This is a genomic window from Acinetobacter sp. 226-1, assembly GCF_030329325.1.
GTDB classification, from domain to species: domain Bacteria; phylum Pseudomonadota; class Gammaproteobacteria; order Pseudomonadales; family Moraxellaceae; genus Acinetobacter; species Acinetobacter sichuanensis.
Genome location: NZ_JACANU010000001.1, coordinates 1 through 23,049 on the forward strand (window position 1 = coordinate 1; position 23,049 = coordinate 23,049).

The 23,049-nt window shown below is 36.5% G+C and carries 21 protein-coding genes; 11 read left to right on the plus strand and 10 right to left on the minus strand.

Translation table 11 applies throughout. The features are described from left to right. The 3 genes from HX124_RS00005 to rimI form a co-directional block, all read left to right on the plus strand. On the plus strand, positions 1-777 hold a 777-nt coding region (locus HX124_RS00005), incomplete at its 5' end, for an elongation factor Tu (RefSeq protein ID WP_286381548.1). A 325-nt stretch (positions 778-1,102) separates the two neighbouring features. Further along, positions 1,103-1,984, plus strand: a complete 882-nt coding sequence (locus tag HX124_RS00010; RefSeq protein ID WP_286381549.1) for a metal-dependent hydrolase — start codon at positions 1,103-1,105, stop codon at positions 1,982-1,984. Between the two features lie 111 nt (positions 1,985-2,095). Further along, complete coding sequence (gene rimI / locus HX124_RS00015) at positions 2,096-2,554, plus strand: ribosomal protein S18-alanine N-acetyltransferase (RefSeq protein ID WP_107008269.1); 459 nt, start codon at positions 2,096-2,098, stop codon at positions 2,552-2,554. Between the two features lie 17 nt (positions 2,555-2,571). Here the strand turns inward: rimI and HX124_RS00020 are convergent, their stop codons facing one another. The 4 genes from HX124_RS00020 to trxB form a co-directional block, all read right to left on the minus strand. Continuing rightward, entirely contained in the window at positions 2,572-3,387 is an 816-nt protein-coding gene (locus HX124_RS00020; protein ID WP_286381550.1) for an arginyltransferase, read from the minus strand. 40 nt (positions 3,388-3,427) lie between these two features. Next, positions 3,428-4,153, minus strand: coding sequence for a leucyl/phenylalanyl-tRNA--protein transferase (aat, locus tag HX124_RS00025; protein ID WP_286381551.1), 726 nt, complete (start codon positions 4,151-4,153; stop codon positions 3,428-3,430). 65 nt (positions 4,154-4,218) lie between these two features. Beyond that, complete coding sequence (locus HX124_RS00030; RefSeq protein ID WP_286381552.1) at positions 4,219-5,766, minus strand: methyltransferase regulatory domain-containing protein; 1,548 nt, start codon at positions 5,764-5,766, stop codon at positions 4,219-4,221. A 198-nt stretch (positions 5,767-5,964) separates the two neighbouring features. Next, the gene (trxB, locus tag HX124_RS00035; protein WP_107008265.1) at positions 5,965-6,921 is read right to left on the minus strand and encodes a thioredoxin-disulfide reductase; all 957 of its coding nucleotides are present in this window, start codon (positions 6,919-6,921) and stop codon (positions 5,965-5,967) included. Between the two features lie 270 nt (positions 6,922-7,191). Here trxB and HX124_RS00040 point away from each other — a divergent pair, with 270 nt between their 5' ends. Both HX124_RS00040 and HX124_RS00045 read left to right on the plus strand, forming a co-directional pair. Continuing rightward, entirely contained in the window at positions 7,192-10,212 is a 3,021-nt protein-coding gene (locus tag HX124_RS00040; RefSeq protein WP_286381553.1) for a DNA translocase FtsK, read from the plus strand. 141 nt (positions 10,213-10,353) lie between these two features. Further along, positions 10,354-10,977, plus strand: coding sequence for a LysE family transporter (locus tag HX124_RS00045; RefSeq protein WP_107008263.1), 624 nt, complete (start codon positions 10,354-10,356; stop codon positions 10,975-10,977). A gap of 103 nt (positions 10,978-11,080) precedes the next feature. Here the strand turns inward: HX124_RS00045 and HX124_RS00050 are convergent, their stop codons facing one another. The 6 genes from HX124_RS00050 to yihG form a co-directional block, all read right to left on the minus strand. Continuing rightward, on the minus strand, positions 11,081-11,368 hold the full coding sequence (locus tag HX124_RS00050; protein WP_286378473.1) for a PA4642 family protein: 288 nt from the start codon (positions 11,366-11,368) through the stop codon (positions 11,081-11,083). A 276-nt stretch (positions 11,369-11,644) separates the two neighbouring features. Further along, on the minus strand, positions 11,645-11,917 hold the full coding sequence (gene minE, locus HX124_RS00055; RefSeq protein ID WP_004648029.1) for a cell division topological specificity factor MinE: 273 nt from the start codon (positions 11,915-11,917) through the stop codon (positions 11,645-11,647). A 2-nt stretch (positions 11,918-11,919) separates the two neighbouring features. Then, positions 11,920-12,732, minus strand: a complete 813-nt coding sequence (gene minD, locus HX124_RS00060; RefSeq protein ID WP_107008261.1) for a septum site-determining protein MinD — start codon at positions 12,730-12,732, stop codon at positions 11,920-11,922. Between the two features lie 69 nt (positions 12,733-12,801). Further along, positions 12,802-13,527, minus strand: a complete 726-nt coding sequence (gene minC, locus HX124_RS00065) for a septum site-determining protein MinC (protein ID WP_286381554.1) — start codon at positions 13,525-13,527, stop codon at positions 12,802-12,804. Positions 13,528-13,668: 141 nt separating this feature from the next. Further along, the gene (locus HX124_RS00070; protein ID WP_502872798.1) at positions 13,669-14,703 is read right to left on the minus strand and encodes a preprotein translocase subunit SecA; all 1,035 of its coding nucleotides are present in this window, start codon (positions 14,701-14,703) and stop codon (positions 13,669-13,671) included. A gap of 42 nt (positions 14,704-14,745) precedes the next feature. After that, the gene (gene yihG / locus HX124_RS00075) at positions 14,746-15,663 is read right to left on the minus strand and encodes a 1-acylglycerol-3-phosphate O-acyltransferase, YihG family (protein ID WP_286381556.1); all 918 of its coding nucleotides are present in this window, start codon (positions 15,661-15,663) and stop codon (positions 14,746-14,748) included. A 244-nt stretch (positions 15,664-15,907) separates the two neighbouring features. On the opposite strand from yihG, the gene HX124_RS00080 reads away from it, so the two are divergent. The 6 genes from HX124_RS00080 (at position 15,908) to HX124_RS00105 (ending at position 22,961) form a co-directional block, all read left to right on the plus strand. Beyond that, positions 15,908-16,540, plus strand: coding sequence for a YiaD family glycine zipper/OmpA-like lipoprotein (locus HX124_RS00080; protein WP_107008257.1), 633 nt, complete (start codon positions 15,908-15,910; stop codon positions 16,538-16,540). Positions 16,541-16,682: 142 nt separating this feature from the next. Beyond that, complete coding sequence (locus tag HX124_RS00085) at positions 16,683-18,722, plus strand: UvrD-helicase domain-containing protein (RefSeq protein WP_286381557.1); 2,040 nt, start codon at positions 16,683-16,685, stop codon at positions 18,720-18,722. Positions 18,723-18,818: 96 nt separating this feature from the next. Beyond that, on the plus strand, positions 18,819-19,271 hold the full coding sequence (gene dut, locus HX124_RS00090; RefSeq protein ID WP_107008255.1) for a dUTP diphosphatase: 453 nt from the start codon (positions 18,819-18,821) through the stop codon (positions 19,269-19,271). A 206-nt stretch (positions 19,272-19,477) separates the two neighbouring features. After that, positions 19,478-20,905 carry a phosphomannomutase/phosphoglucomutase gene (locus tag HX124_RS00095; protein ID WP_286381558.1) on the plus strand — a complete coding sequence of 476 codons (1,428 nt, stop codon included), beginning with the start codon at positions 19,478-19,480 and terminating at the stop codon, positions 20,903-20,905. Positions 20,906-20,932: 27 nt separating this feature from the next. Next, the gene (gene argB / locus HX124_RS00100) at positions 20,933-21,841 is read left to right on the plus strand and encodes an acetylglutamate kinase (protein WP_286378476.1); all 909 of its coding nucleotides are present in this window, start codon (positions 20,933-20,935) and stop codon (positions 21,839-21,841) included. 343 nt (positions 21,842-22,184) lie between these two features. Next, positions 22,185-22,961 (plus strand): GNAT family N-acetyltransferase, encoded by a 777-nt coding sequence (locus HX124_RS00105; RefSeq protein WP_107008252.1) that lies wholly within the window; start codon positions 22,185-22,187, stop codon positions 22,959-22,961. Positions 22,962-23,049: the final 88 nt, after the last annotated feature.

A 23,049-nucleotide genomic window follows, 5' to 3' on the forward strand; every position in this document is an offset into this window, starting at 1 on the left:
GACATCGTTGATGACGAAGAGTTAATCGAATTAGTTGAAATGGAAGTTCGTGAACTTCTTTCTACTTATGACTTCCCAGGTGATGACACTCCAGTAATCCGTGGTTCAGCTTTAGCTGCACTTAACGGTGAAGATGGTCAATACGGTGTTCCTGCTGTTCTTCAACTTGTTGAAGCGCTTGATACTTATATCCCAGAGCCAGAGCGTGCTATCGATAAAGCATTCTTAATGCCAATCGAAGACGTATTCTCAATTTCTGGTCGTGGTACAGTAGTAACTGGCCGTGTTGAATCAGGTATTGTGAAAGTAGGCGAAGAAGTTGAAATCGTTGGTATCAAAGACACAGTTAAAACAACTGTAACTGGCGTTGAAATGTTCCGTAAACTTCTTGACGAAGGTCGTGCGGGTGAGAACTGTGGTATTCTTCTACGTGGTACTAAACGTGAAGACGTACAACGTGGTCAAGTATTGGCTAAACCAGGTTCAATCAAACCACACACTAAATTCGACGCAGAAGTATACGTACTTTCTAAAGACGAAGGTGGTCGCCATACTCCATTCCTTAACGGTTACCGTCCACAATTCTATTTCCGTACAACTGACGTAACTGGTGCGATCCAGTTGAAAGAAGGCGTTGAAATGGTAATGCCTGGTGACAACGTTGAAATGTCAGTAGAATTAATCCACCCAATCGCAATGGACCCAGGTCTACGTTTTGCGATCCGTGAAGGTGGTCGTACAGTTGGTGCTGGTGTAGTTGCTAAAGTAACTGCATAATCATTGATTGTGTAAAAAAGAGCGCTCCTTTGGGGCGCTTTTTTTATAATTAAAAAATAATTTAAAATCATATTAAGTTTTTGATGTTATTCATTTAATTTTTTATTGATAATTTTTATGTTCTGTTTAATGAAAGTCATATTTTAATCATTGTACTGATGATTTTTCTTAGATTTGCATTCTTTATGATTACTTCTTATGTCCCTAAGTGATATTTGTTTGACCTGATCAGCAATTATTTCAATTTGATAAAAATGTAATATAAAAATAAGAAAAAAAATCACAAAGGATTTAAGTGATCATTCACTTAATAGGAGTTGTTTTAATGAATGCTAAAGTTAATGTGTCTAATCGTGCAGGTGCATCATTTCCAGTACGTCGTATGAATTTTAATTTTGATCATGTGCCAGAGTATTGGGCAAATAATTCTGCTGGTATTACCCATTTTATGACAGCATTATCAGCATTGTTTCCTGATGGTGAAAAGTTATTTATTGATTCAGTGCGAGCAGTTCGTTATCACCCAGCGATTAAAGATAATGATGCTTTACAGAAAGAGATTAGTGCTTTTATTGGGCAAGAAGCAATGCATACACAAGAGCATGTTGGGTTTAATGCTTCTGCACAAAAATATGGTCATGATGTCGCTAAATTTGAACGTGAAACAGGACGTTTGATTCAAGGTGCACGTAAATGGTTTGCACGTGCTGTCAAGCCTTTTGGTATGACACAAGAAATGGTTGATCTAACTGCAACTACAGCACTGGAGCATTTTACAGCAACAATTGCTTCAGAGTTATTAAGAAATCAGCATATTCAAGCACTAATGACAGATCCAACCATGTCTTATATGTGGTATTGGCATGCGGTAGAAGAAAATGAACATAAAGCGGTTGCTTATGATGTTTATGAAGGCGTATTTGGTAAGGGTTTAAAGGCTTATGCTTTACGTAATATTGCTTTAGTGATCGCAATGGCTTTGATTTTTACAGCTCAGTCTTCTTTTGTAATTCGTTTGCTAAAAGAAGATGGCAAACTCAATATGAAAGAATTGGGTATGATTTATAAATATGCATATAGTCCTTCAAAAGGAATTATTGCAGGTATGACCAAAGAGATGCTGGCATATTTTAAACCTAGTTTTCATCCTAATGATTTAGATACGGTTGAATTATTGGAAACTTGGAAAAATAAATTAGGTTTTTAACAGTTAAATTTAATTTTTAAAGAGGACGGATCGAATTCTTCCTCTTTTTATTAGACTTCTAGATAGAAGTTCTTATAATTCGCTTTCCATTTCCAAAGATGATGAACGAAGATGATTCGTTTAATGCAACAGACAGATTTAAATGCTGTCTCAGAAATTGAAAATATTGTTCAATCGCACCCTTGGACAAAGCAGCAGTTTCAAGAATCTATACTCAGCTATCAAAGTACAGTTTTAGAAGCACAAGGACAGGTGGTGGGTTTTTGTATTTTGCAACCTGTTTTAGATGAAGCAAATCTTTTACTTATGGCAATTCATCCAAGTCAGCAGGGTAAAGGTTTTGGTTTTAAATTACTGGATCAATCTATTCAATTATTGAAAAATAAACCCGTGCAAATTTTCTTAGAAGTTCGTGAATCAAATACGGCAGCAATCGCTTTATATGAAAAATCCGATTTTCATCAGATAGATTTACGTAAAAATTATTATCCAAATAAAAATGGAACACGTGAACATGCCATTATTATGGTAAAAACATGTAGTGATGATTTTGCTACACTATTTAAGTGATTTTGAGTTTAATTTTTTTATTTAATAATAGGCTCATTCCATTCTGAAGGAAGGGTGGTCATGAGCATTTCACCCAGTTTGTTAATTTCATCTTGATCAAGATGTCTGCTGATACGACGCCATTGACCATCTAGTAATAATTCAAAGGGAGCATATTGAGATTTATAGTTCATTTTTGTAGAGTGCGGAACCCAATAGCCTAAGTATACATAGTCTAAATTTAAAGTTTTAACATATTCAATTTGTTTTAAAATAGCAAATACGCCTAAAGAACGACGACTTTCTTCTGGATCAAAAAAAGTATAGACAGCAGAAATCCCATCATCTAGCTGATCGCAAGTTGAGACACTAATGAGTTGCTCATCTTTCCATAGTTCTAAAAAGAAACTATCGCTGCAACTGTGAATGAGAAATTTTTCAAATTGATCGTAGCTCGGTGGAAACATATCTCCATCCGCATGTCTTAAATTAATATAACGCTCATACAATTTATAATGCGTTATATTGGCATCTTGGGTAGATATAATTTTGACTGTTAAATCTTGGTTGCGTTTCCATGCCTTTTTTTGTGCGCTATTCATTTGAAATTCATGAACAGGTACACGGCAAGATAAACATTGGCGGCATAAATGGCATTCAGGGCGATAAACAAAATCACCACTGCGACGGAAGCCTAAACGTGATAACTCAGATAAAGTCACAACATCTATGCGATGTGCAGGGTCTAAAAATACCATGCGCGCCGATTTTTCTGCCAAATAACTGCAACCATGAGGCGGTGTAATATAATACTGTAAGTCATTCAATAGGGACTTAGGGTGATATGAGTTCATCGTGATATATCCCTCCTCGTATTGTTCAAGACTATTCTTTTCAATCCATTAATTTTGCAATTTGCGCTATTGTTTTACTTGAAAATACACGTTCTTGATAACTTTTCCAATCTATAGGGGGGTGTTTAATTACATTTTGTAACGATTTTAGATAGTCTTGGCGAGAAAGTGTACATGCACCTAAGCTTAATAAGTGATCATTGACCAATTGGCAGTCAATCCAAGGAAGTTGATTTTCCTGTCCAATTAGCATCAGTGTGTAAAATGCCATTTTTGAGACATCGGTTTGTGTGCTAAACATTGATTCACCAAAGCAACCTTGACCAATTGTCACCCCATATAAGCCACCAACCAGTTTATCTTGATCCCAAACTTCAACACTATAGGCATAACCTTCTTGAAACAGCGCACAATAGCCTTGAATAATGTCCTCAGAAATCCAAGTTTCATTGGTATAGCTACGTGGTAAGGAACATGAGTGAATGACTTCAGGAAAAGCTTGATTAATTGTAATTTTATAATCAAATTTTTTCATATTACGGAGTAAGGATTTACTCGGCTGATAATGATTTGGGCGAATAATGCATCGTGGTTCAGGACTCCACCAGCAAATTGGTTCTCCTTCTGAAAACCATGGAAATAGTCCATGTGTATATGCTTCAAATAAAGTAGATGGATTTAGATCAGCACCAATACAAATCAGTCCTTCACCTTCAGGATCGTATTCTAAAGGGTCTGGAAATTTAAATTTTGAAGGATTCAGCATAGGGATTAAATAAAAAAAGATCAGCTTTATATTAGCTGATCTTTTTGAGGGATGTCGTGCAGAAGTTATGCAAAAAGTTTCAATTGTTTGGCTATTTTGATGAGGTCTTGATCAAGGAAAATTTGGGCTTTATTTTGTAAAAGCGCTAGACTTTGTGCTTTATCAGTAATGGTTTCGCCTTTATCCAGAATAAACCAACCTAAATTATTTAATGCTTGTTGCGCATATTCAGCAAATTGTTTAGCTGTTTTTAAGCCATCAATGAAGTGCGCACGATAGAATAACTGCGTGAACTGATCAGCATTAAGACCAATACCCGAAATTGGGCAAGCTAAAACCTGATAGTTATTGTGAAAACTTGCCTGCTCTAAAATAAAGCGATTTAACTGATGAGCATGTTTGAGTGTTTCTTCTGAAACATCGGTTTGACAAGGCTGTGCTAAATTTAAATGACATAAAATAACAAGTGCATTTAAGATTTTTTCATAAGATTGATCTGGAAGTTTTTTCTCAATCGTTGCAATCGTTTGAGGTGCATAATTTGCTTCTTTAAAAAGTTTACCTAATGGTTCATAAACGTCTTGGATTAAATTAAATTGACCTAAATATCCTGTGATGGTTTTAGGGAAATGTTCAGGTGCAACTAAGATTGCAAAAGGTGTATTTCTTAAGCGAGTTCGTGTTTCTAATGGACTTAGATTATTTTTACCACGAATAAATAAGTCTCTTCTAAACTGGGTATTGGTAAAATAGTCGCGGCATTGCTCCTTGAAAATAGGGTGTTCAATTTTATTTAAAAATTGCTGATGTTCTTCTGAAAAATTAATATTATCTAAATGCGCACTTAAATCGGTTGAACCTGCATAAGTGAGTTTTGTTTCTTCTAAGATACGTACAACTTGTTGGAATGAAAAACATTGCCAGTCTTGGTTTAAATATTCATGAATTAAGTAATTTGGATTTTGTTGTTGTAAGTCTTGGACTTTTTTAATGGCATTAGGATTACGCTGCGCAAAATTAGGATTTTGATTTAACAGGGCTTCACTAAAAGCGAGAGAATCTTTGACTTTTTGAATAGGATTGGTGCTAACACTATTAAACTTAAAGTGGCTATGGAATAACTCACGGATTGGCATATTGGCTGCCCAGCCAGTAACACAGTTATAGCTGATATAGACAATACCGTTTGGTTTTAGATATTTACGAATAAACTTTAAAATAATATGCTGATTTTCATGACTGATCCAACTCCAAATACCATGTAAGCTGATCGAATCAAGCATTGGTAAATCTTTATTGAGGAGTTCTTCAAAGCTTGCGTCATAGAACTGATGACTGATCTGTGCTTGGTGAGCAAGCATAGTGGCATGAGCAGCGTGTGCTGGATTGAAGTCTGTACCTAGAAACTGACCTGATTCAGATGCAGCATGAATATTGAGACTAACACCTTGCCCAAAGCCTAATTCGCAATGTGTATGATCTTGGTTTTCGGTAGGACTATCAACGCCATTAAGTAAAAGGCAAAATTTTTGATAATTTGGGCTCAAATCTTTGTAGTAACCATAGGTGTAATTTACTTCTGTTTGATAGCCATCAGTCCAAGTTGTACTCATTTTTATTCCTTAACTCTAGTTTTTCATTAGGTTTAGTGTGGATCTTTATAATTCCCCATGGTTAAGATGCTATAAGTGAAGCTAGGATTGCAACACAATTTTTTAAAAAAAGTGGAAGGATCTCATGAAATTGAAATGATCTGATTAAATAATATAAAAAACCGCCATAAATGGCGGTTTTAAACTCAAAGACTAGATTTATTTCTCTAAGCTATCTAAGTAGCGGTCAGCATCTAATGCTGCCATACAGCCAGAACCTGCTGAGGTAATGGCTTGACGATATACGTCATCAGCAACATCACCCGCAGCAAAAACACCTGCAACAGAAGTTGCTGTGGCATTGCCCGCAGTTCCACTATGAACTTGAATATAACCATTACGTAGTTCGAGTTGACCTTCAAACATCGTTGTATTGGGTTTATGACCAATAGCGACAAACATACCTGTTACATCGATATCTTGAGTTGAGTCATCCTGAGTTGATTTGATACGTACAGCAGTTACACCAGACTGCGCATCACCAAGCACTTCTTCAACTGCATGGTTCCAAATGATACTGATTTTTCCTTCTTTTTCTTTTTCAAAGATATGATCTTGAAGAATTTTTTCAGAACGTAATTTATCGCGGCGATGAACTAAGGTTACATGCGAAGCAATATTAGATAAATAAAGTGCTTCTTCAACAGCAGTATTACCACCACCAACAACCATTACTTTTTGGTTTTTATAGAAGAAGCCATCACATGTTGCACAAGCACTTACACCTTGCCCCATATAGGCTTGCTCAGACTCTAAACCTAAATATTGAGCTGTTGCACCTGTTGCAATAATTAAAGCATCACAAGTGTACTCATCCATATCACCCTTTAAAACAAATGGACGAACTTGAAGATCTACTTCATTAATATGATCATATAAAATTTCTGTACCAAAACGTTCAGCATGCGCTTGCATACGTTCCATCAGTGCAGGACCTGTTAAACCTTCAGGATCACCTGGCCAGTTGTCAACTTCAGTCGTTGTGGTTAACTGACCACCAAGCTGCATGCCTGCAATCAGCGTAGGCTTTAAGTTTGCACGTGCAGCATAAACAGCAGCACTATAGCCTGCTGGACCAGAACCTAAAATAATTAAACGTGAGTGACGAACGCTCATTCCTGTCATCCTTTTTATAGCAAAAATATCGAAACTGTTAAAATTATACGTGAAAGTTTATCGTCATGGGACTTGTTCAATGTCGATAATATTGATGATCTAAATCGAATTGAACCATATACCGAATATATACAAATAAGTTAACAACATACTGCAACAATCTTGCATCTTTTTTGCAAGAAGAGGTGCATAATATAAAGATTTCTTCTATGAAGAAAGTAATTCGCTTCACAAAAGTACATTAATGAATAATCGGTTACAGGACAATATATGACTGCGGTGTCGAGTGTTTATGCACAGCGCTTATTATTAACATTATTCTTGATTTCATTTGGGATCTATCTGTTTTTAGCAACAGTAACATATACCCCATTTGATCCAGGCTGGATGCATATTTCAAGTGACACACAACAAGTGTCAAACGCCAGTGGCGTAGCAGGTGCTTGGATAGCTGATTTGCTCTTTGGCTTTTTAGGATGGGCAAGCTTACTTATTCCTTTCTTTTTATTTGTTGAAGCGATCCAAGTGTGGTGGCCAAGAAGCTTTTTAAGTACTCCATTTCGTTATGCAGCACAATTTTTTATTTTGCTGACGACAGCAAGTTTATTGTACTTACTTTGGAATGTACCTGCTGATACTTTGGCAAATGCTTCAGGTGGAATCATCGGTTATGAGTTAGGCGAAAGTTTATCGCAATTACTCACCATTTATGGTGCAGGGGCTTTTTTATTCCTGTTTCTACTGATTCTATTTACTTTGGCTTTTGGTATTCAATGGAATAAAACTTGGGCGATGATGAAAGCAACGCCTGCTTATCTTCAAGATTTATTTTATAAAAATGTACCCGAAAGCGAATCGGCTTATGATTTAACAGAGCAACCAAAGTCTGTTGTTAAAAGTAAGAAAAAGCCTGTTGTAAATAATGCACCAGAACATACAGAAGTTGTTGCACAAATGAATGTGCCTAAGGCAGAAGCTTCTCGCCATGAACAAGCGGCTGAGCGTTTGTTTGACGATATGGTAAGTCAAGAGCGTCAAGGGCAACAAACTTTATTGGCTGAAAATGAAATTGATGATTTAGAGTTAGAAAAAACTTTAGAAAAAGCACGTCGCTTAAAACAAGAAACACAACAAACTGTTCCAACAGGAGAAGTTTGGAAAGCGTTAAATCAAAATGAAAAACAAGATCATAATCAAGAAATTGATGCATTATTGCGCGCGTCCGAAGATGATCAATTAAATCATCAAAATCATCGGATTCATCCTGTTGTTCATACTGAACAAAATACAGCACCTTTAAAGCAAAATACGCATGATGAACATGATTTAGACTGGGATGATGACCAAGTTTTTGATGATTTGTTAGCTGTTGTACCGAATGGGGGAGCAGCAACAGATGTGCATCGCCCATTTAGTCAAACCACTCAGCAAAATGAGCAGGTTGAACATACTTCTGTTGTTCATAAAAAAATAGATAGTTTGGCTGATGAATTAGATGATTTAGCACAAATGGCAGATGAAACAACCATTGAACCGCCTGTTGCTCGGACAACAAGTAGTTATGCTCAATCTACGCCTTTAGTGAAAGCAGAAATTCAAACTCATTTAATGAATTCAAGTGTTTCTGAAGAAGAAAAATCTCGAATAGCTGCTGATAAAGATGCATTTAGAGAGGCTTGGCAGGAAACAGCAGGTAAACCTGAGGATGATCCGCAGGAAGAGCTTGCATTTGATCTTGATGCGCCATTAACAGATGCCTTTGGTCGACCAATGTCGCGTGCTATGCAAGTCGCACAAAAAAGACGTGATTTGCCAACATTACCTGGTTATGAGTTATTAGATAAAGTTGACCCTAATAAAAAAGTAAACTTCACGGCTGATCAATTAGCGCGTTTGTCAGAGCTGCTTGAAATTAAATTACAAGAATTTAACATCAAGTCAAAAGTGATAGAAGCACAACCAGGTCCTGTTGTTACACGTTTTGAATTAGATTTAGCACCAGGGGTAAAAGCGTCTAAAGTCACTAATATTTCACGTGATTTGGCGCGTTCTATGTCAATGGCGTCTGTGCGTGTGGTTGAGGTTATTCCAGGTAAACCTTATATTGGCATTGAAGTACCAAATAGTTCTCGTGAAATGGTGCGCCTGATTGAGCTTTTAGAAACACCAGCATTTAAAGACCCAGCAGGTCTACTTTCAATGGCAATGGGTAAAGACATTTCAGGTAGTCCTGTTATTACCGATTTAGGCAAAGCACCACATATGTTGGTGGCTGGAACAACAGGTTCAGGTAAGTCTGTTGCTGTTAACTCCATGATTTTGTCAATGTTGTTGAAATATACACCAGATCAATTACGCTTAATTCTGATTGATCCAAAGCAATTAGAATTAGCAAACTATAATGATATTCCACATTTATTGACACCTGTAGTCACAGATATGAAAGATGCTGTGAGTGCATTGAACTGGTGTGTTAATGAAATGGAACGCCGTTATAAATTAATGTCATTCTTAAAAATTCGTAAATTAGCGGATTACAATCGTAAGGTTGAAGAAGCTATTGCCAATGGTGAAGATTTAATTGATCCAACATGGAAAGCTAGCGACTCAGCAACACAAGAACGCGCACCACGTTTGACGCCATTACCTTCAATCGTTATTGTTGCTGATGAATTTGCAGATATGATCATGCAAGTGGGTAAAAAAGCTGAAGAAATGATTACACGATTGGCACAAAAATCACGTGCTGCAGGAATTCATTTATTACTTGCTACACAGCGCCCTTCGGTTGATGTGATTACAGGTTTAATTAAAGCCAATATACCGACACGAGTTGCATTGCGTGTAAATAGTAAAATTGACTCACGAACAATTTTAGATGCAGGTGGTGCAGAAGACTTATTAGGTCATGGTGATATGCTGTTCTTAGGACCAGGTAAAATTGAACCTGAGCGTGTACATGGGGCTTTTATTTCTGATGATGAAGTCAATAGAATTTGTGATGCTTGGCGCGAACGTGGCGAGCCAAATTATGTGGATGAAATTTTAACACCTTATGATGAAGAGCCAACATCAAAAGGCTTTGAAGATGGCGATGGTGATCCAAACCGTGATGCTTTATATGATCAGTGCGTCTCTTTTGTGCTAGAAACACGTAAAGTATCTGTTTCATCGCTACAGCGTAAATTTAGTTTGGGGTATAACCGTGCTGCACGTATTGTTGACCAGATGGAAGAACAGGGCATTGTGAGTGCAATGGGACCAAATGGAAAACGAGAAATTTTAGTTTGATTGAGTTTAACTTGAGATTGGCAATGAGTTTCGGCTCATTGCAATTTTGTAGCACACTTAGTGGCTAATTCAGCGAGATTTTTAATTTGAAATAAATCATTTTCAGTTCAAGATGTTCTTTCACCCAATAGGGGATCTCTCATGTTATTGGCATTAAGTACCTTAGTTTTTATCCATTTTTGTGCTTTAGTTACACCAGGTCCAGATTTTTTTATTGTTTCTCAAACTGCGATTAGTCGTTCTCGTACTCAAGCGATGTGTGTGGTATTGGGAATTACAGTTGCAGTATTGTTGTGGGCATTTTTTGCTTTAATGGGCTTAAATTATATTTTTGAAAAATTTGTTTGGTTTAAACATGTCATGTTGGTATTAGGTGGTATTTATTTATGCTGGCTAGGCTTTCAGTTATTAAAATCTGCATTTTCCAAGCAAAAAATAAATAGTCCAATCGTTGAAGTTGAATTACCTAAAAGCCATTTTAAGTTTTTTATGAAAGGTTTGTTGACGAACTTATCTAATCCGAAAGCTGTCATTTACTTTGGTAGTGTTTTTTCTATGTTTCTTGCAAATCCTCAATTAGATCACATGCATGCAGTTTTATTGTTGATTGTTGGGGTAGAAACATTGATCTGGTTTGTTTTTGTAGCATTCATTTTTTCATTGCCGAGTTTTAAAACCGCTTATCAACGTGCAGCAAAATGGATTGATGGTATATCTGGTGGATTATTTACTGCATTTGGATCTTATTTAATTATTAATAAATAATCATCAATCAATAATTGTAAATTTTGAGTGAAATGGTTTAAAAATTGATTTTTAGCTATAAAAAAACCTGCAAAATGTGCAGGTTTTTATACGTCATTTTAGATTAAGCAAATTTTGCTAAAACTTCTAAAAAGCCTTCTTTTTGACGTGGATATTGTGCAATCACATCATGAATACGTTGACCTTCAGGATTTGTTGCATTGATGTCACGACGATCTGCGATAAATTTATTTAATAAGCGTTCATAGTCAAAAGGACGCATGTGTTTAAAAGCATGATAAAGCACATGAAAGTCAGCATTGACACCTGCTGGAGGTAACTGATCTAAATAGGCAAAAACACGCTCGTCCGACCATTCCTCGTTGAACGTTGCTGGCTGTGAAAGTGCCATAACAGCATCTCCTTAAAATAAAAAATTGACATTCTTCAGTATTATAAAAAGCTTTTTAAGAACTACTTATAAGGAATACTGCAAAGGTTTTCTGAATTATGTCTAATAAAAAAGGCAAAAAATAAGGCAGAAAAAACAATTTAGCTCAATCTGCCCACTCGAAGCATACGCTTCTCGTCTTGAGACTGGGCAAATCCTTAAAACGATGTTTTAAGTTCGTTAATCCTGTCTCATATTTTGCCTTGAATCAATCTACTTGACTAATCAATTATGAAATTAACGTTCTTCAGGTAAATTGATATTCATTTCCAGCATTTCGATATTTGCTTCAGAGCGAACAGACATTTGAATATGTTGTTCGTCTACACCACGGACATAGCGATTGACAACTTGCATGATTTCTTTTTTCATTTGATCAATTTTATCTTGACTCAAACGTTTACCTAAACCTTGTTCAGATGCAACAATAACTTTTAAACGATCTTTCGCAGTTTGCGCACTTGAAGGCTTATCATCATTACTAAATAATTTACTCCAAAATCCTGCCATTATTACGCTCCAAATAATCTAGCTAACCAACCTTTAGGTTTAACAGTAATATGACGATATGGACGATCTTCACCTAAGAAACGTGCAACTAAGTCATCATAAGCTTGTCCTGCGCTTGCTTCTGTATAAAGAATGACAGGTTTACCTTCATTTGATGCTTGTAATACGCTTGGGCATTCAGGAATTACACCTAAAGTCGGAATACGTAAAATATCTTTAGAAATATCATCAATGGTTAGCATTTCTTGTTTATCAGCACGTTCTGGATTGAAACGAGTGATACATAAGTGTTTGCGAACACGTCCTTCATTATTTTCTATTTTCTTGGTTTTGCTGTCGAGCATACCAATAATACGGTCAGAATCTCGAACCGAAGAAATTTCAGGATTTGTCACAATAATTGCTTCATCTGCATGATACATTGCCAGAATAGCACCACGCTCAATACCTGCAGGTGAGTCACAGATAATGTAATCAAACTCTTGTGAAAGTTCATCCATGACACGTGCAACACCTTCATCGGTTAATGCATCTTTATCACGTGTTTGTGAAGCAGGTAAAATATAAAGATTTTCAATGTCTTTATCACGAATTAATGCTTGTTGTAAACGAGCTTCATTGTTTAAAACATTTACAAAGTCATAAACAACACGGCGTTCACAACCCATGATTAAGTCTAAGTTTCTCAAACCGACATCAAAATCGATCACAACAGTTTTATGACCACGAAGGGCTAATCCTGTTGCAAAAGATGCACTTGTTGTAGTTTTACCTACGCCGCCTTTGCCTGATGTAACGACAACAATTTTGGCCACCGAATCCACTCCTGTTATGGTCATTCATCCCCTTGATAAGGGAAGTTTATTATGGTGTTAATTTATACTTTAAAATTGCAGAACTGAAAACTCAAGTTCTTGCTGATCATTTAAGTAAATATGTACAGATTTTTTAAGGAATTCCGCTGGAATATCATCTGCTACGCAATATGTTCCTGCAATAGAAACCAGTTCAGCTTCTAAGGAATGACAAAAAATTCTTGCAGCGCTATTACCGCCTGCACCTGCGATGACTCTACCACGAACAATGCCGTAGATATGTATATTTCCTGAAGCAATAACCTCTGAGCCACTGTTAATACCTGCGGTGAGAATAATGTCACCATGGTCTTGTACTAAACATTGTCCTGTCCGCAAAATTTCATCATGATATGACGTAATATGCTGAATCGTTGTTTGTTGTTGTGTAACTTTAGCAGCTTGATCTGTGGTGTTTGTTGAATCCTTTGTCGGGGTTTCAACTTTTTGCTCTTTCGTTGCTTTGATCCGTTGCAAAGGGCGATCAGCAGGTAAAATTGGAAATTGAATGGCGCGAGCTTGTTCTTCTAAAATGCCATCAATAACACCCATTGGTTGTAGATCTAGACTAATTAAAAGCTGGATTAGTGCGATAAGCTCCTGTTCAACTGTACTGTCGAGAATCACTAAAGCCCCTTGATAAGAGGTTTCATTCATCATTGCTGCAAGTTGCTGGCGGATGGCATTATGATCATTTGTATCAAAGGTTAATCGGGTAAAATTAACCATTCTGCCCGTAATCCGTATATCAGCCATAATTATTCCTTACAGGTGTTGTCACCTGAAAATTATAGAGAAAGTCAATTTGTCGAAACTGCACAAATGCTAGAACAAATTGACTAATTTCACTAGCAAAGATACAAATATTTGCATTGATTTGTTCAATCTTTGAATCACTTAGTCTTTGCTTTGATCGTATTTTTCTAGTTCGATTTGCCACTGCTTGATTTTGACTTGTTTGCGCAAGGATTCAAGGCTCTCATAGACCACAGATTCGACCAATTCTTCAAGTTTTTTATTTTCAATATTGAGCTGACTGACTTTATCTGAAATGAGTGTATAAATTTGATTTGGTTGAGTGTGGCTACCTTCTGTTAATGGGTCAATTAAACCATGCGTAATATTTTCACCGAGTTGTTGCCCAATATTTTGGATTTGATTTTCGATCATGCTGCCTGCAATAGGAATAAGCCTTAAAAGCTGAGTCAGTTGAGGTGTATCTTCAATTGCTTTTTTGACAATATGCCCAACATGATCTGCAATGAGGTTTTGTTGTGCTTTGAGTTCATTGGCTAAAGCATCTTGTAAAATTTCAGCCAAGGCTTGTGCAAAAATATCACGATGATGATCAACTAAGTCATGAATAATTTTTTTGTGACTAGAGCTCGTATCAAGTTCATATTTAATACCATCAATCACAGATACAACAACACGGTCAGAGATTTCTTCCATCACAACCCGATAGTAAAACAATACTTTTTTCATAATATTGTCAGGAATAACTTTATAGCCGAGTTCATGTAAACGATAGGCAATAATTCCTGCACGAATTAAACGTAAAAAACGTAAATAAGGAATGATGGCTAAAATTTCGTACCAGTGAACAAAAGGAAAAAAGAACCAACGTTGATGATGTTTATAAATAATCGCAATCAACCAACGTACAGCTAATTCAACAACTAAAAATAAAATAAACCATCCTTCAGTTTTAATAACCCAAGGGTGTAGGTCTGATTTATAAAAGGCTAAAACTTGAGGTAAATGGATTTCATCGAAAAATAACTGACCAAAGCTGCTCATTAAAAAAACATTGGCACAGAGACAAAAAAGGTTAAAAACAATGATTGCCATCATAAAGATGTCATAAACCAAAAAAAGTCTCCACCCTAAAGTGTTGTGATTTTCTGGGCGAATACTTTTTTGCTGTGCCATAGTATGGTCTGTCATGAGAGTCCTAATTGTTATTGTATAATTTTAATTTTGGTACTGTTGTTTCATGTGCGTAATAAGTTGATCTTTTTCTTGCCACAAATCATCAATCCATTGTTGAAATTTAGCACGATATTCAGCATCTTCTTCATAATCACCTTGTAAAACCCAATCGGGCAGATCAATTTTACGCAGATTTACCGCAATTCGTGGTACTTCACCTAGCCAAAATTCGCCATAACCTGGCACGCCATCGGGATAAACAATGGTCATATCAACAAGGGCGTCGATTTGATCGCCTAAAATATTTAAAGCGAGTGCCATGCCTCCTGCTTTTGGTTTAAGTAAATTGCGATAAGGTGATTGTTGTTGTTGCTGTTTTTCTACTGTAAAACGTGTGCCTTCAAGATAGTTTAATAAAGTAAAAGGCTGACTCAATAGTTGTTCACATGCTTTACGTGCTTCATCTAAGTCTTGATGTTTCAATGCTGGATTTTTTGCAATCTGAGCTTTGGTATGGCGTTTCATCATTGGAAAGCCTAAAATTTTAAAGGCTTGCCCCACAAATGGGATAAAAATAAGTTCCCATTTGGTAAAAAAGCGGGTGAGTGGCATACGAGTAAGACCAAAATATTGATTGACTGTGGTGTCTACCCAGCTTTGATGGTTAGAAGTCATCAAATAACGACCTTGCATATTTAAGTCTAAATTTTCATCTACTGTAATGTCCCAGTGTGTTTCAGGAAGCACATGATCAATTAACCAATTATTTACACTCAGCCAGCTATTTGTAATATGGATATTGGTCTCATCGACTTTGGCAGACTTTTTAAATAGCTTTGTTAAGCCAAGAGCCAGTACAGGAGGACCATGAAAAAAGGTACTTCCTGTAATCACAGAACCCACAGTCAAACCTTTGGTAATTTTTTTTAAAATAGATTGCTTCTGTTGTTGAGATGACATAAAAAAGTCCTAAAAAAGAGTTTAATTTGATCATAGTTGTTTTTAAATATAGTCTTTGTTTATTGAATTAAAAAGTCTCAAAAGCTAACTATGTATAAATTATGATGAAGTAACTTCAAAATACTCATTTATTTATTTCAAAATGTAACGATTTCGGATATTTTTAACAAAATGTCAATGGTTTAAGCGCATAATTTAAATCATTATTTCATTCATAGAAAAACACAAACCTTGGAGGCATGTAATGCGTGCACTTGTAATTTCAGCGGTAGTAGGGGCTTTGGCACTATCTGGTTGTCAAAACATGGAATATGACAAAGCAGCAATCGGTACAGGCTTAGGTGCATTATTAGGCGCTGGTATTGCTTATTCAAATGCCGATAAAGATAAAATGGGTCAAGCTGCTGCAATCGGTGCTGTAGTGGGTGCGGGTGCAGGTGCGCTTCTTGACCGTAAAGAAAAACGTTTACGTGAAGAATTAGCGGGTACAGGTGTTGATGTAAACCGTAATCCAGATGGTTCTATTAACATGGTAATGCCGAGCGTAACATTTGCGTCAAGCTCTGCAACGATTCAACCACGTTTCCAAACAGCATTAAACGATGTTGCAAAAGTATTACGTGAAGATGGTACAGGTGGTAAATTAGCGCTTGTTATTCATGGTCATACAGACAATACAGGTAATGACGGTATCAATATTCCATTGTCTCAAAACCGTGCAAACTCTGTATTGAACTATCTTGCAACTCAAGGTATTTCAGCATCTCGCATGACAGCTAAAGGTTATGGTTCAACTTCTCCAATCGCTGATAACTCAACAGCTGCGGGTCGTGAACAAAACCGTCGTGTAGAAATTACAGTATATGAAACTAAATAATTTTTAGTTTTCATAGGCATAAAAAAACCACCGAAAGGTGGTTTTTTTATTTTGTAATTGTTGTATTGAAAATTTCATTAAACGTTAGGCAAGTTCTGTTTTGATGACTATAATCTAGCGCGAAGTTTGTAGAGGATGAACAATGTCAAAAGCAAGTCAGTTGAATGACAAGCAACTTGAAGCCATGAAATATACTCAAGGACCCTTGTTAGTACTTGCAGGAGCGGGTTCAGGTAAAACTTCCGTGATTACCCGTAAAGTGGCTTATTTAGTCCAACAATGTGGAATTCCTGCACACCGTATCACGGCAATGACCTTTACCAATAAAGCTGCACGTGAAATGAAAGAGCGTGTGAGTAAATTACTCTCTAAAGAGGAAGCAAAAGGCTTATCTGTTTCAACTTTCCATACCTTTGGTTTAAATTTATTACGCTTAGAACTTAAAAATACACCATTAAAAAATAACTTTTCAATTTTAGATGCAGACGACTGTAAACGTATTTTAATGGATTTGATGCATCGAGATAACTTATCAGGTGCGGAGAGTAAAGACCTGATTGCTAAGGCAATGAAAAAGATTTCAGATTGGAAAAATGATCTGATTTTACCAGAGCAAGCGCATAGTACTTGTGAAACACCTGAAGACGTACAATTTGCACATTTATATCAACTCTATGAGCGTAATTTACGTGCTTATAATGCAGTAGATTTTGATGATTTGATCGTCATGCCGACACGTTTATTGCAAGACAATGCAGAAGTGCGTGATCGTTGGCAAAATCGAGTACGTTATTTATTGGTCGATGAATATCAAGATACCAATACTGCACAGTATATTTTGGTTAAGCTCTTGGTTGGCGTGATGGGGCAATTCACAGCCGTAGGTGATGATGACCAATCGATTTATGCATGGCGTGGAGCAAAGCCTGAAAATATGGCATTGCTGAAAGATGATTTTCGTAATTTAAAAGTGATTAAACTTGAACAAAATTATCGTTCAACCAGTCGTATTTTAAAAGCAGCGAACCATGTGATTGAGAATAATCCGCATATTTTTGACAAAAAATTGTGGAGTGATAAAGGTCATGGTGAAGTGATTCGTGTGATTACGTGTCGTAATGATGATGATGAATCAGAACGTGTAGTCAAAGACTTGCTAACCCATAAATTAATGAATGGTAAAAACTGGAAAGACTATGCTGTGTTATATCGCGGCAACTTCCAAGCACGTGTCTTAGAAACTCAGCTTCGCCAGATGCAAATTCCATATAAATTATCAGGTGGACAGTCCTTTTTCGCACGCGCAGAAATCAAGGATGTGATGAGTTATCTGCGAGTTATTATTAATCCTGAAGATGACAGTGCATTTTTACGTATTATTAATACACCTAAACGGGCAATTGGTCCTGTAACATTGGAAAAATTGGGTTTGTTTGCTCAAGAAAATAATCTTTCTTTATTGGCAGCAGCAAGTGATCAGCGCCTTTTGATGGTGATGCCGAAAAAAGCAACCACACAATTGGCTGAATTTTCTGGTTTTATTACAGATTTTACTCGTGAGTTATTAGACGATGATGAGCCTGTACCTAAAATACGCCAAATGATGATGGAAGCAGGTTATATTGATTATTTACGTGAAACGGCAGCAACACCCGCACAGGAAAAAACCAAACTTGATAATGTAGAAATGCTCTACAGCAGTATTCAAAGTTTGATTAATCGTGCTGAAGATGTGGGCGAAAAAAATATCGAAAGTGTGATTCGTAAAATGGTGTTGCTTGATATGCTTGAGCAGCAACAAGAAGAAGAAGACACAGACAAAGTCAATCTATTGACTTTGCATGCATCAAAAGGTTTAGAGTTTCCATTTGTTTATATCATGGGTTTAGAGGAAGAGCTTCTTCCACATAAAAACTCGATTGCTGCAGAAACTATTGAAGAAGAGCGTCGCTTGATGTATGTGGGCATTACCCGTGCACAGCAAGGCTTGACCTTGACTTTGGCAGAGCAACGAAAAAATGGTGGGCAAATGAAGCAAATGACACCAAGTCGTTTCTTAGATGAGTTGCCACAAGATGAGTTAGATTGGTTAGGTCGTAAGAAAAAATTGGCTGAAAATATCGACCCGAAACTACAGGCACAGCATTATTTACAAAATTTAAAAGCGCTATTAAAACGCTAATTCATGAATGTAATTTTCCTTCTTTTTTCTCTGCTTTAGTGAAAGAGCAGAGAAACTTTTGCTATTTTTCCACTTTATTGAATATAGGATTTCAATATGAAAGTTCAAGTAAAAATTCTTGATTCACGTTTAGGTCAAGAGTGGCCAATGCCAACTTATGCGACAACTGGTTCAGCAGGTTTAGATTTACGTGCATGTGTAGCAGAAACCATTCAAATTGAGCCAGGTCAAACTGTTTTAGTGAAAACAGGTATGGCAATTTATATTCAAGATCCAAATTTTGCGGGTTTAGTTTTACCACGTTCAGGCTTAGGACATAAGCATGGTATCGTTTTAGGTAATTTAGTTGGCTTGATTGATTCAGATTATCAAGGTGAATTGATGGTGTCTGTATGGAATCGTGGGCAAACTACATTTAGTTTAGAGCCAGGTGAGCGCTTAGCTCAATATGTATTAGTACCAGTTGTGCAAGCAGAATTTGACTTAGTCAATGAGTTTGAAGCAACTGAGCGTGGTGCAGGTGGTTTTGGGCATACAGGTAAAAATTAATTAATTTTTCATCTAAAAAAGCCTGATTTTCAGGCTTTTTGTCATTTTTTTCTAGCTTTGTAACCAAAAGTATATTTAAAATATGGGTTAATGTTACATATAGTGTTAATACAATTTTAATAGAATTGACTTGATCCTAAAAAGCTTTAAAAAAGATGACTGACTTCTAGCCATCTAATGGGGGATGGTCATTAGAAGTATTGCTTATGATAAATTCTTTTGAATTTCCACATCATATTTTTCGTGCATATGATATTCGTGGAAAAGTCGAGTTACTAAAACCTGAGTTGGTTCACTGTATTGCCCAAGCATTAGTGAAACAATATCAACAATATAACCAACGTCAGATTGTCATTGGTTATGATGCTCGTTTGAGTAGTCCTATTTTTGCAAAAATTATTGAGAATGTGTTTTTACAACATGATTTTGAAGTGATTTCAATCGGTTGTTGTTCGTCACCACAAATGTATTTTGCGGCGCGTAAAGCTCAAGGAAATGGTTTAATTATTACAGCCAGTCATAATCCTAAAGTGGATAATGGCATGAAGTGGATTATACAAGGTGAGCCACCTTGCCCAGACATGATTCAGGCGATTGGTCATCAGGCTGAACAGTTTTTACTGCAACAGACACAAATTATTGCATTACCTACAGTGAAGCATGAAATTAAAACCGAATTTTGTGTGGCTTATCAGACGGCTTTATTACGTGATATTTATTTAAAACGACCGCTTAAGGTTGTCATTGATGGTTTAAACGGTTCAGCAGGGTTTTGTTCTCAAATTATTTTAAGAAAGCTAGGTTGTGAAGTGATTGCACTGCGCTGCAATGCTGATGGAAATTTTCCTGACCATGCGCCAGATCCATCACAAGCGAAACATCTCGAATTATTACGGCAAAATATTTTAAATCATGAAGCTGATATTGGAATTGCGTTAGATGGTGATGGCGATCGTGTTGTTATTTTAGATGAACATGCACATATTATTTCCCCAGATCGTTTAATGGCACTATTTGCACACATCTGTTTAAAGGCAAATCCACACCGAGAGATTGTATTTGATGTCAAATGTTCGCCTATAGTGCGACAAACGATTGAAAAAATGGGTGGTAAAGCCACCATGATTCGTACAGGAAGTAGTTTTTTACGTAAATATTTAACACAGTCTAAAGGTCAAGCGGTCTTCGGTGGAGAATACGCAGGGCATTATGTTTTTAATGATGGACGTGGTTTAGGCTATGATGATGGTTTATATGCAGCATTGCGTATCATGGAATATTTATGTGATTTGCCAAGTCAAATGTCATTGTCAAACGCATTAGCAGTTTATCCTGAACGGTGCTATACCGAAGATACTTACATCAGTACACATAGCACGAATCCTAAAATTGTACTGAGTGAAATTGAACAACTGAGTGCGCGTTATGGTGCGGAATTAATTAAAATAGATGGAATTCGACTTGATTTTGATCATGGATTTGGCATCATTCGAGCATCAAATACAGGTGAGTTCTTTACTGTTCGCTTTGATGCAGATTGCCCATCTCGTTTAGATGAAATTCGGCAAACATTTGCGTCTATGCTGCATGATCATTATCCTATGATCGCTCAAGATATCTTGAAGGCTCATTAATTTACATGATTGTGACGGGAGAAAAGCATGCCACATCAACACACTGGCACTGATAAAGCGCAAATTTTAACAGAAGCCTTACCTTATATTCAGCGCTTTTCAGGTAAAACGCTAGTCGTAAAATATGGCGGCAATGCAATGACAGATCCTGCTTTGGAAAGTTCATTTGCTCGTGACATTGTGCTCTTAAAAACTGTGGGAATAAATCCGATTGTTGTACATGGTGGTGGTCCACAAGTTGATTCATTTTTAAAACAACTTGGACGTGAGTCTGACCGTATTGATGGTATGCGTGTGACTGACCCTGCAACGATGGAAGTTGTAGAGATGGTTTTAGGCGGAAGTGTTAATAAATCAATCGTAAATTTAATCAATAAGCATGGCGGTCGTGCAATTGGTCTGACAGGTAAAGATGGTAATTTACTGCGCGCACGTAAATTATTAATGGAAAAAGTCCAAGATGATGGTTCTGTAAAACAAATTGATCTTGGTTTAGTGGGTGAAGTGACGGGTGTAAAAACCGATGTCTTAGAAATGTTTACCCAAAGTGATTTTATTCCTGTCATTGCACCTTTGGGTGTAGATGAAGAAGGGAAAACCTATAATATCAATGCTGATTTAGTCGCAGGTAAAGTTGCAGAAGCTTTAGGTGCGGAAAAATTGATTTTATTAACCAATATCACAGGGGTTTTAGACGAAAATAAAAATCTTTTGACAGGTTTATCTACACAGGAAGTTGATGATCTGATTGAAACAGGTGTGATTTATGGTGGTATGATTCCTAAGGTGGGTTGTGCTCTAGATGCTGTAAAAGGTGGCGTAGTGAGTGCGCATATCGTTGATGGTCGTGTACCTCATGCAACCTTGCTCGAAATTTTTACAGATCATGGTGTAGGTACTTTAATTACCAATCGTACAAAATCAACGTCAGTTTGATCTTAAACGTTTATGTTAAAAAGCCAGTCATTTATTTAATGCCAGTCAGTTAAGCAAAATTATGAGATAAATTTCTAAAAATCTCCCCTAACCCCTCTTTGAAAAAGAGGGGGATTTCCAGTAACTAATGTAATTTTGAGTAATAGAAAGTTCCCTCCTTTGAAAAGGAGGGTTGGGGAGGATTAAAAAAGCTTAACTGATCAGCATTCGTCATTTACTGGCTTTTTTTATATGTAATTTATAAGATCATTATTTAGAATGTGTTTTTGAATGGTCATAAATTAGTCATTGATTTGTCATTTAGATTCTCTAGTGTGATGAAAAGCACAAGGAGTTCTAAATTATGTTTGCAAAGTTAAATCAATACAGACAAAACATTAGTTTCCCACTGACACGCCCTAAAAAACCTCAATTACAATACAAATTTGAATGGGCAGAGGACATTAAACAATTAAAAGAAATTCAAAAATTTCGAGCTGAACAATTTGCAGAACAGTTTGGTGTTCAATTTGAGCATGGTTTAGACCAAGATTTATATGACTTAGATTGTCATCATGCTGTATTACGTGACAAGTGGAGCAATGAGATCGTGGCTTATACGCGTTTGAAATTGGTACATGGTCATCAATTAGCCCAAAGTTATAGTGCCCAAGAGTTTGATGTTTCTCAATTTTCTCATTTAAATAATATTGTAGAAATTGGTCGTACGTGTGTTCATCCACGTTATCGTAATGGAAAAGCATTGTCGATTTTATGGCTTAATTTAGTACCGATGGTACTCTGGAAAATGAAAGCTAAACATTTAATGGGCTGTGTGAGTATTCGCTTAGAAGACAATAAAGCACGTGCTTACTACACGCATCAATTTATTAAAAAATTAAGTAAAAATCAAACAATTCATGTGCCAGCTAAACCCAGTTATGAACCAACATATCCTGAGTTTAGTTTTCTGCAAGATGAACGTATTCCTAAATTATTTGACGTGTATTTAAAAATGAATGCGCGTTTATCACAGCAGGCATATCATGATCAGCAATTTAATTGTCTGGACTATTTTGTGTTCTTAGATGTCAATGAAGTGGCGAAAAGCTTTGTATTAAACAAAATGGTCAGTCGTTAAATAGTCTAACTACATTTCGTTTGCAAACATTCTGATTTGCAAGCGAGGTGGGACTGATGCACAATATTCACATAATGATAATGTTGTA

What these genes read in the sequence shown, in the direction of transcription:
- HX124_RS00010 (WP_286381549.1), top strand. Translation starts at nt 1,103, where the DNA reads ATGAATGCTAAAGTTAATGTGTCTAATCGTGCAGGTGCATCATTTCCA.
- rimI (WP_107008269.1), top strand. Translation starts at nt 2,096, where the DNA reads ATGATTCGTTTAATGCAACAGACAGATTTAAATGCTGTCTCAGAAATT.
- HX124_RS00020 (WP_286381550.1), bottom strand. Translation starts at nt 3,387, where the DNA reads ATGAACTCATATCACCCTAAGTCCCTATTGAATGACTTACAGTATTAT.
- aat (WP_286381551.1), bottom strand. Translation starts at nt 4,153, where the DNA reads ATGCTGAATCCTTCAAAATTTAAATTTCCAGACCCTTTAGAATACGAT.
- HX124_RS00030 (WP_286381552.1), bottom strand. Translation starts at nt 5,766, where the DNA reads ATGAGTACAACTTGGACTGATGGCTATCAAACAGAAGTAAATTACACC.
- trxB (WP_107008265.1), bottom strand. Translation starts at nt 6,921, where the DNA reads ATGAGCGTTCGTCACTCACGTTTAATTATTTTAGGTTCTGGTCCAGCA.
- HX124_RS00040 (WP_286381553.1), top strand. Translation starts at nt 7,192, where the DNA reads ATGACTGCGGTGTCGAGTGTTTATGCACAGCGCTTATTATTAACATTA.
- HX124_RS00045 (WP_107008263.1), top strand. Translation starts at nt 10,354, where the DNA reads ATGTTATTGGCATTAAGTACCTTAGTTTTTATCCATTTTTGTGCTTTA.
- HX124_RS00050 (WP_286378473.1), bottom strand. Translation starts at nt 11,368, where the DNA reads ATGGCACTTTCACAGCCAGCAACGTTCAACGAGGAATGGTCGGACGAG.
- minE (WP_004648029.1), bottom strand. Translation starts at nt 11,917, where the DNA reads ATGGCAGGATTTTGGAGTAAATTATTTAGTAATGATGATAAGCCTTCA.
- minC (WP_286381554.1), bottom strand. Translation starts at nt 13,527, where the DNA reads ATGGCTGATATACGGATTACGGGCAGAATGGTTAATTTTACCCGATTA.
- HX124_RS00070 (WP_502872798.1), bottom strand. Translation starts at nt 14,703, where the DNA reads ATGGCACAGCAAAAAAGTATTCGCCCAGAAAATCACAACACTTTAGGG.
- yihG (WP_286381556.1), bottom strand. Translation starts at nt 15,663, where the DNA reads ATGTCATCTCAACAACAGAAGCAATCTATTTTAAAAAAAATTACCAAA.
- HX124_RS00080 (WP_107008257.1), top strand. Translation starts at nt 15,908, where the DNA reads ATGCGTGCACTTGTAATTTCAGCGGTAGTAGGGGCTTTGGCACTATCT.
- HX124_RS00085 (WP_286381557.1), top strand. Translation starts at nt 16,683, where the DNA reads ATGTCAAAAGCAAGTCAGTTGAATGACAAGCAACTTGAAGCCATGAAA.
- dut (WP_107008255.1), top strand. Translation starts at nt 18,819, where the DNA reads ATGAAAGTTCAAGTAAAAATTCTTGATTCACGTTTAGGTCAAGAGTGG.
- HX124_RS00095 (WP_286381558.1), top strand. Translation starts at nt 19,478, where the DNA reads ATGATAAATTCTTTTGAATTTCCACATCATATTTTTCGTGCATATGAT.
- argB (WP_286378476.1), top strand. Translation starts at nt 20,933, where the DNA reads ATGCCACATCAACACACTGGCACTGATAAAGCGCAAATTTTAACAGAA.
- HX124_RS00105 (WP_107008252.1), top strand. Translation starts at nt 22,185, where the DNA reads ATGTTTGCAAAGTTAAATCAATACAGACAAAACATTAGTTTCCCACTG.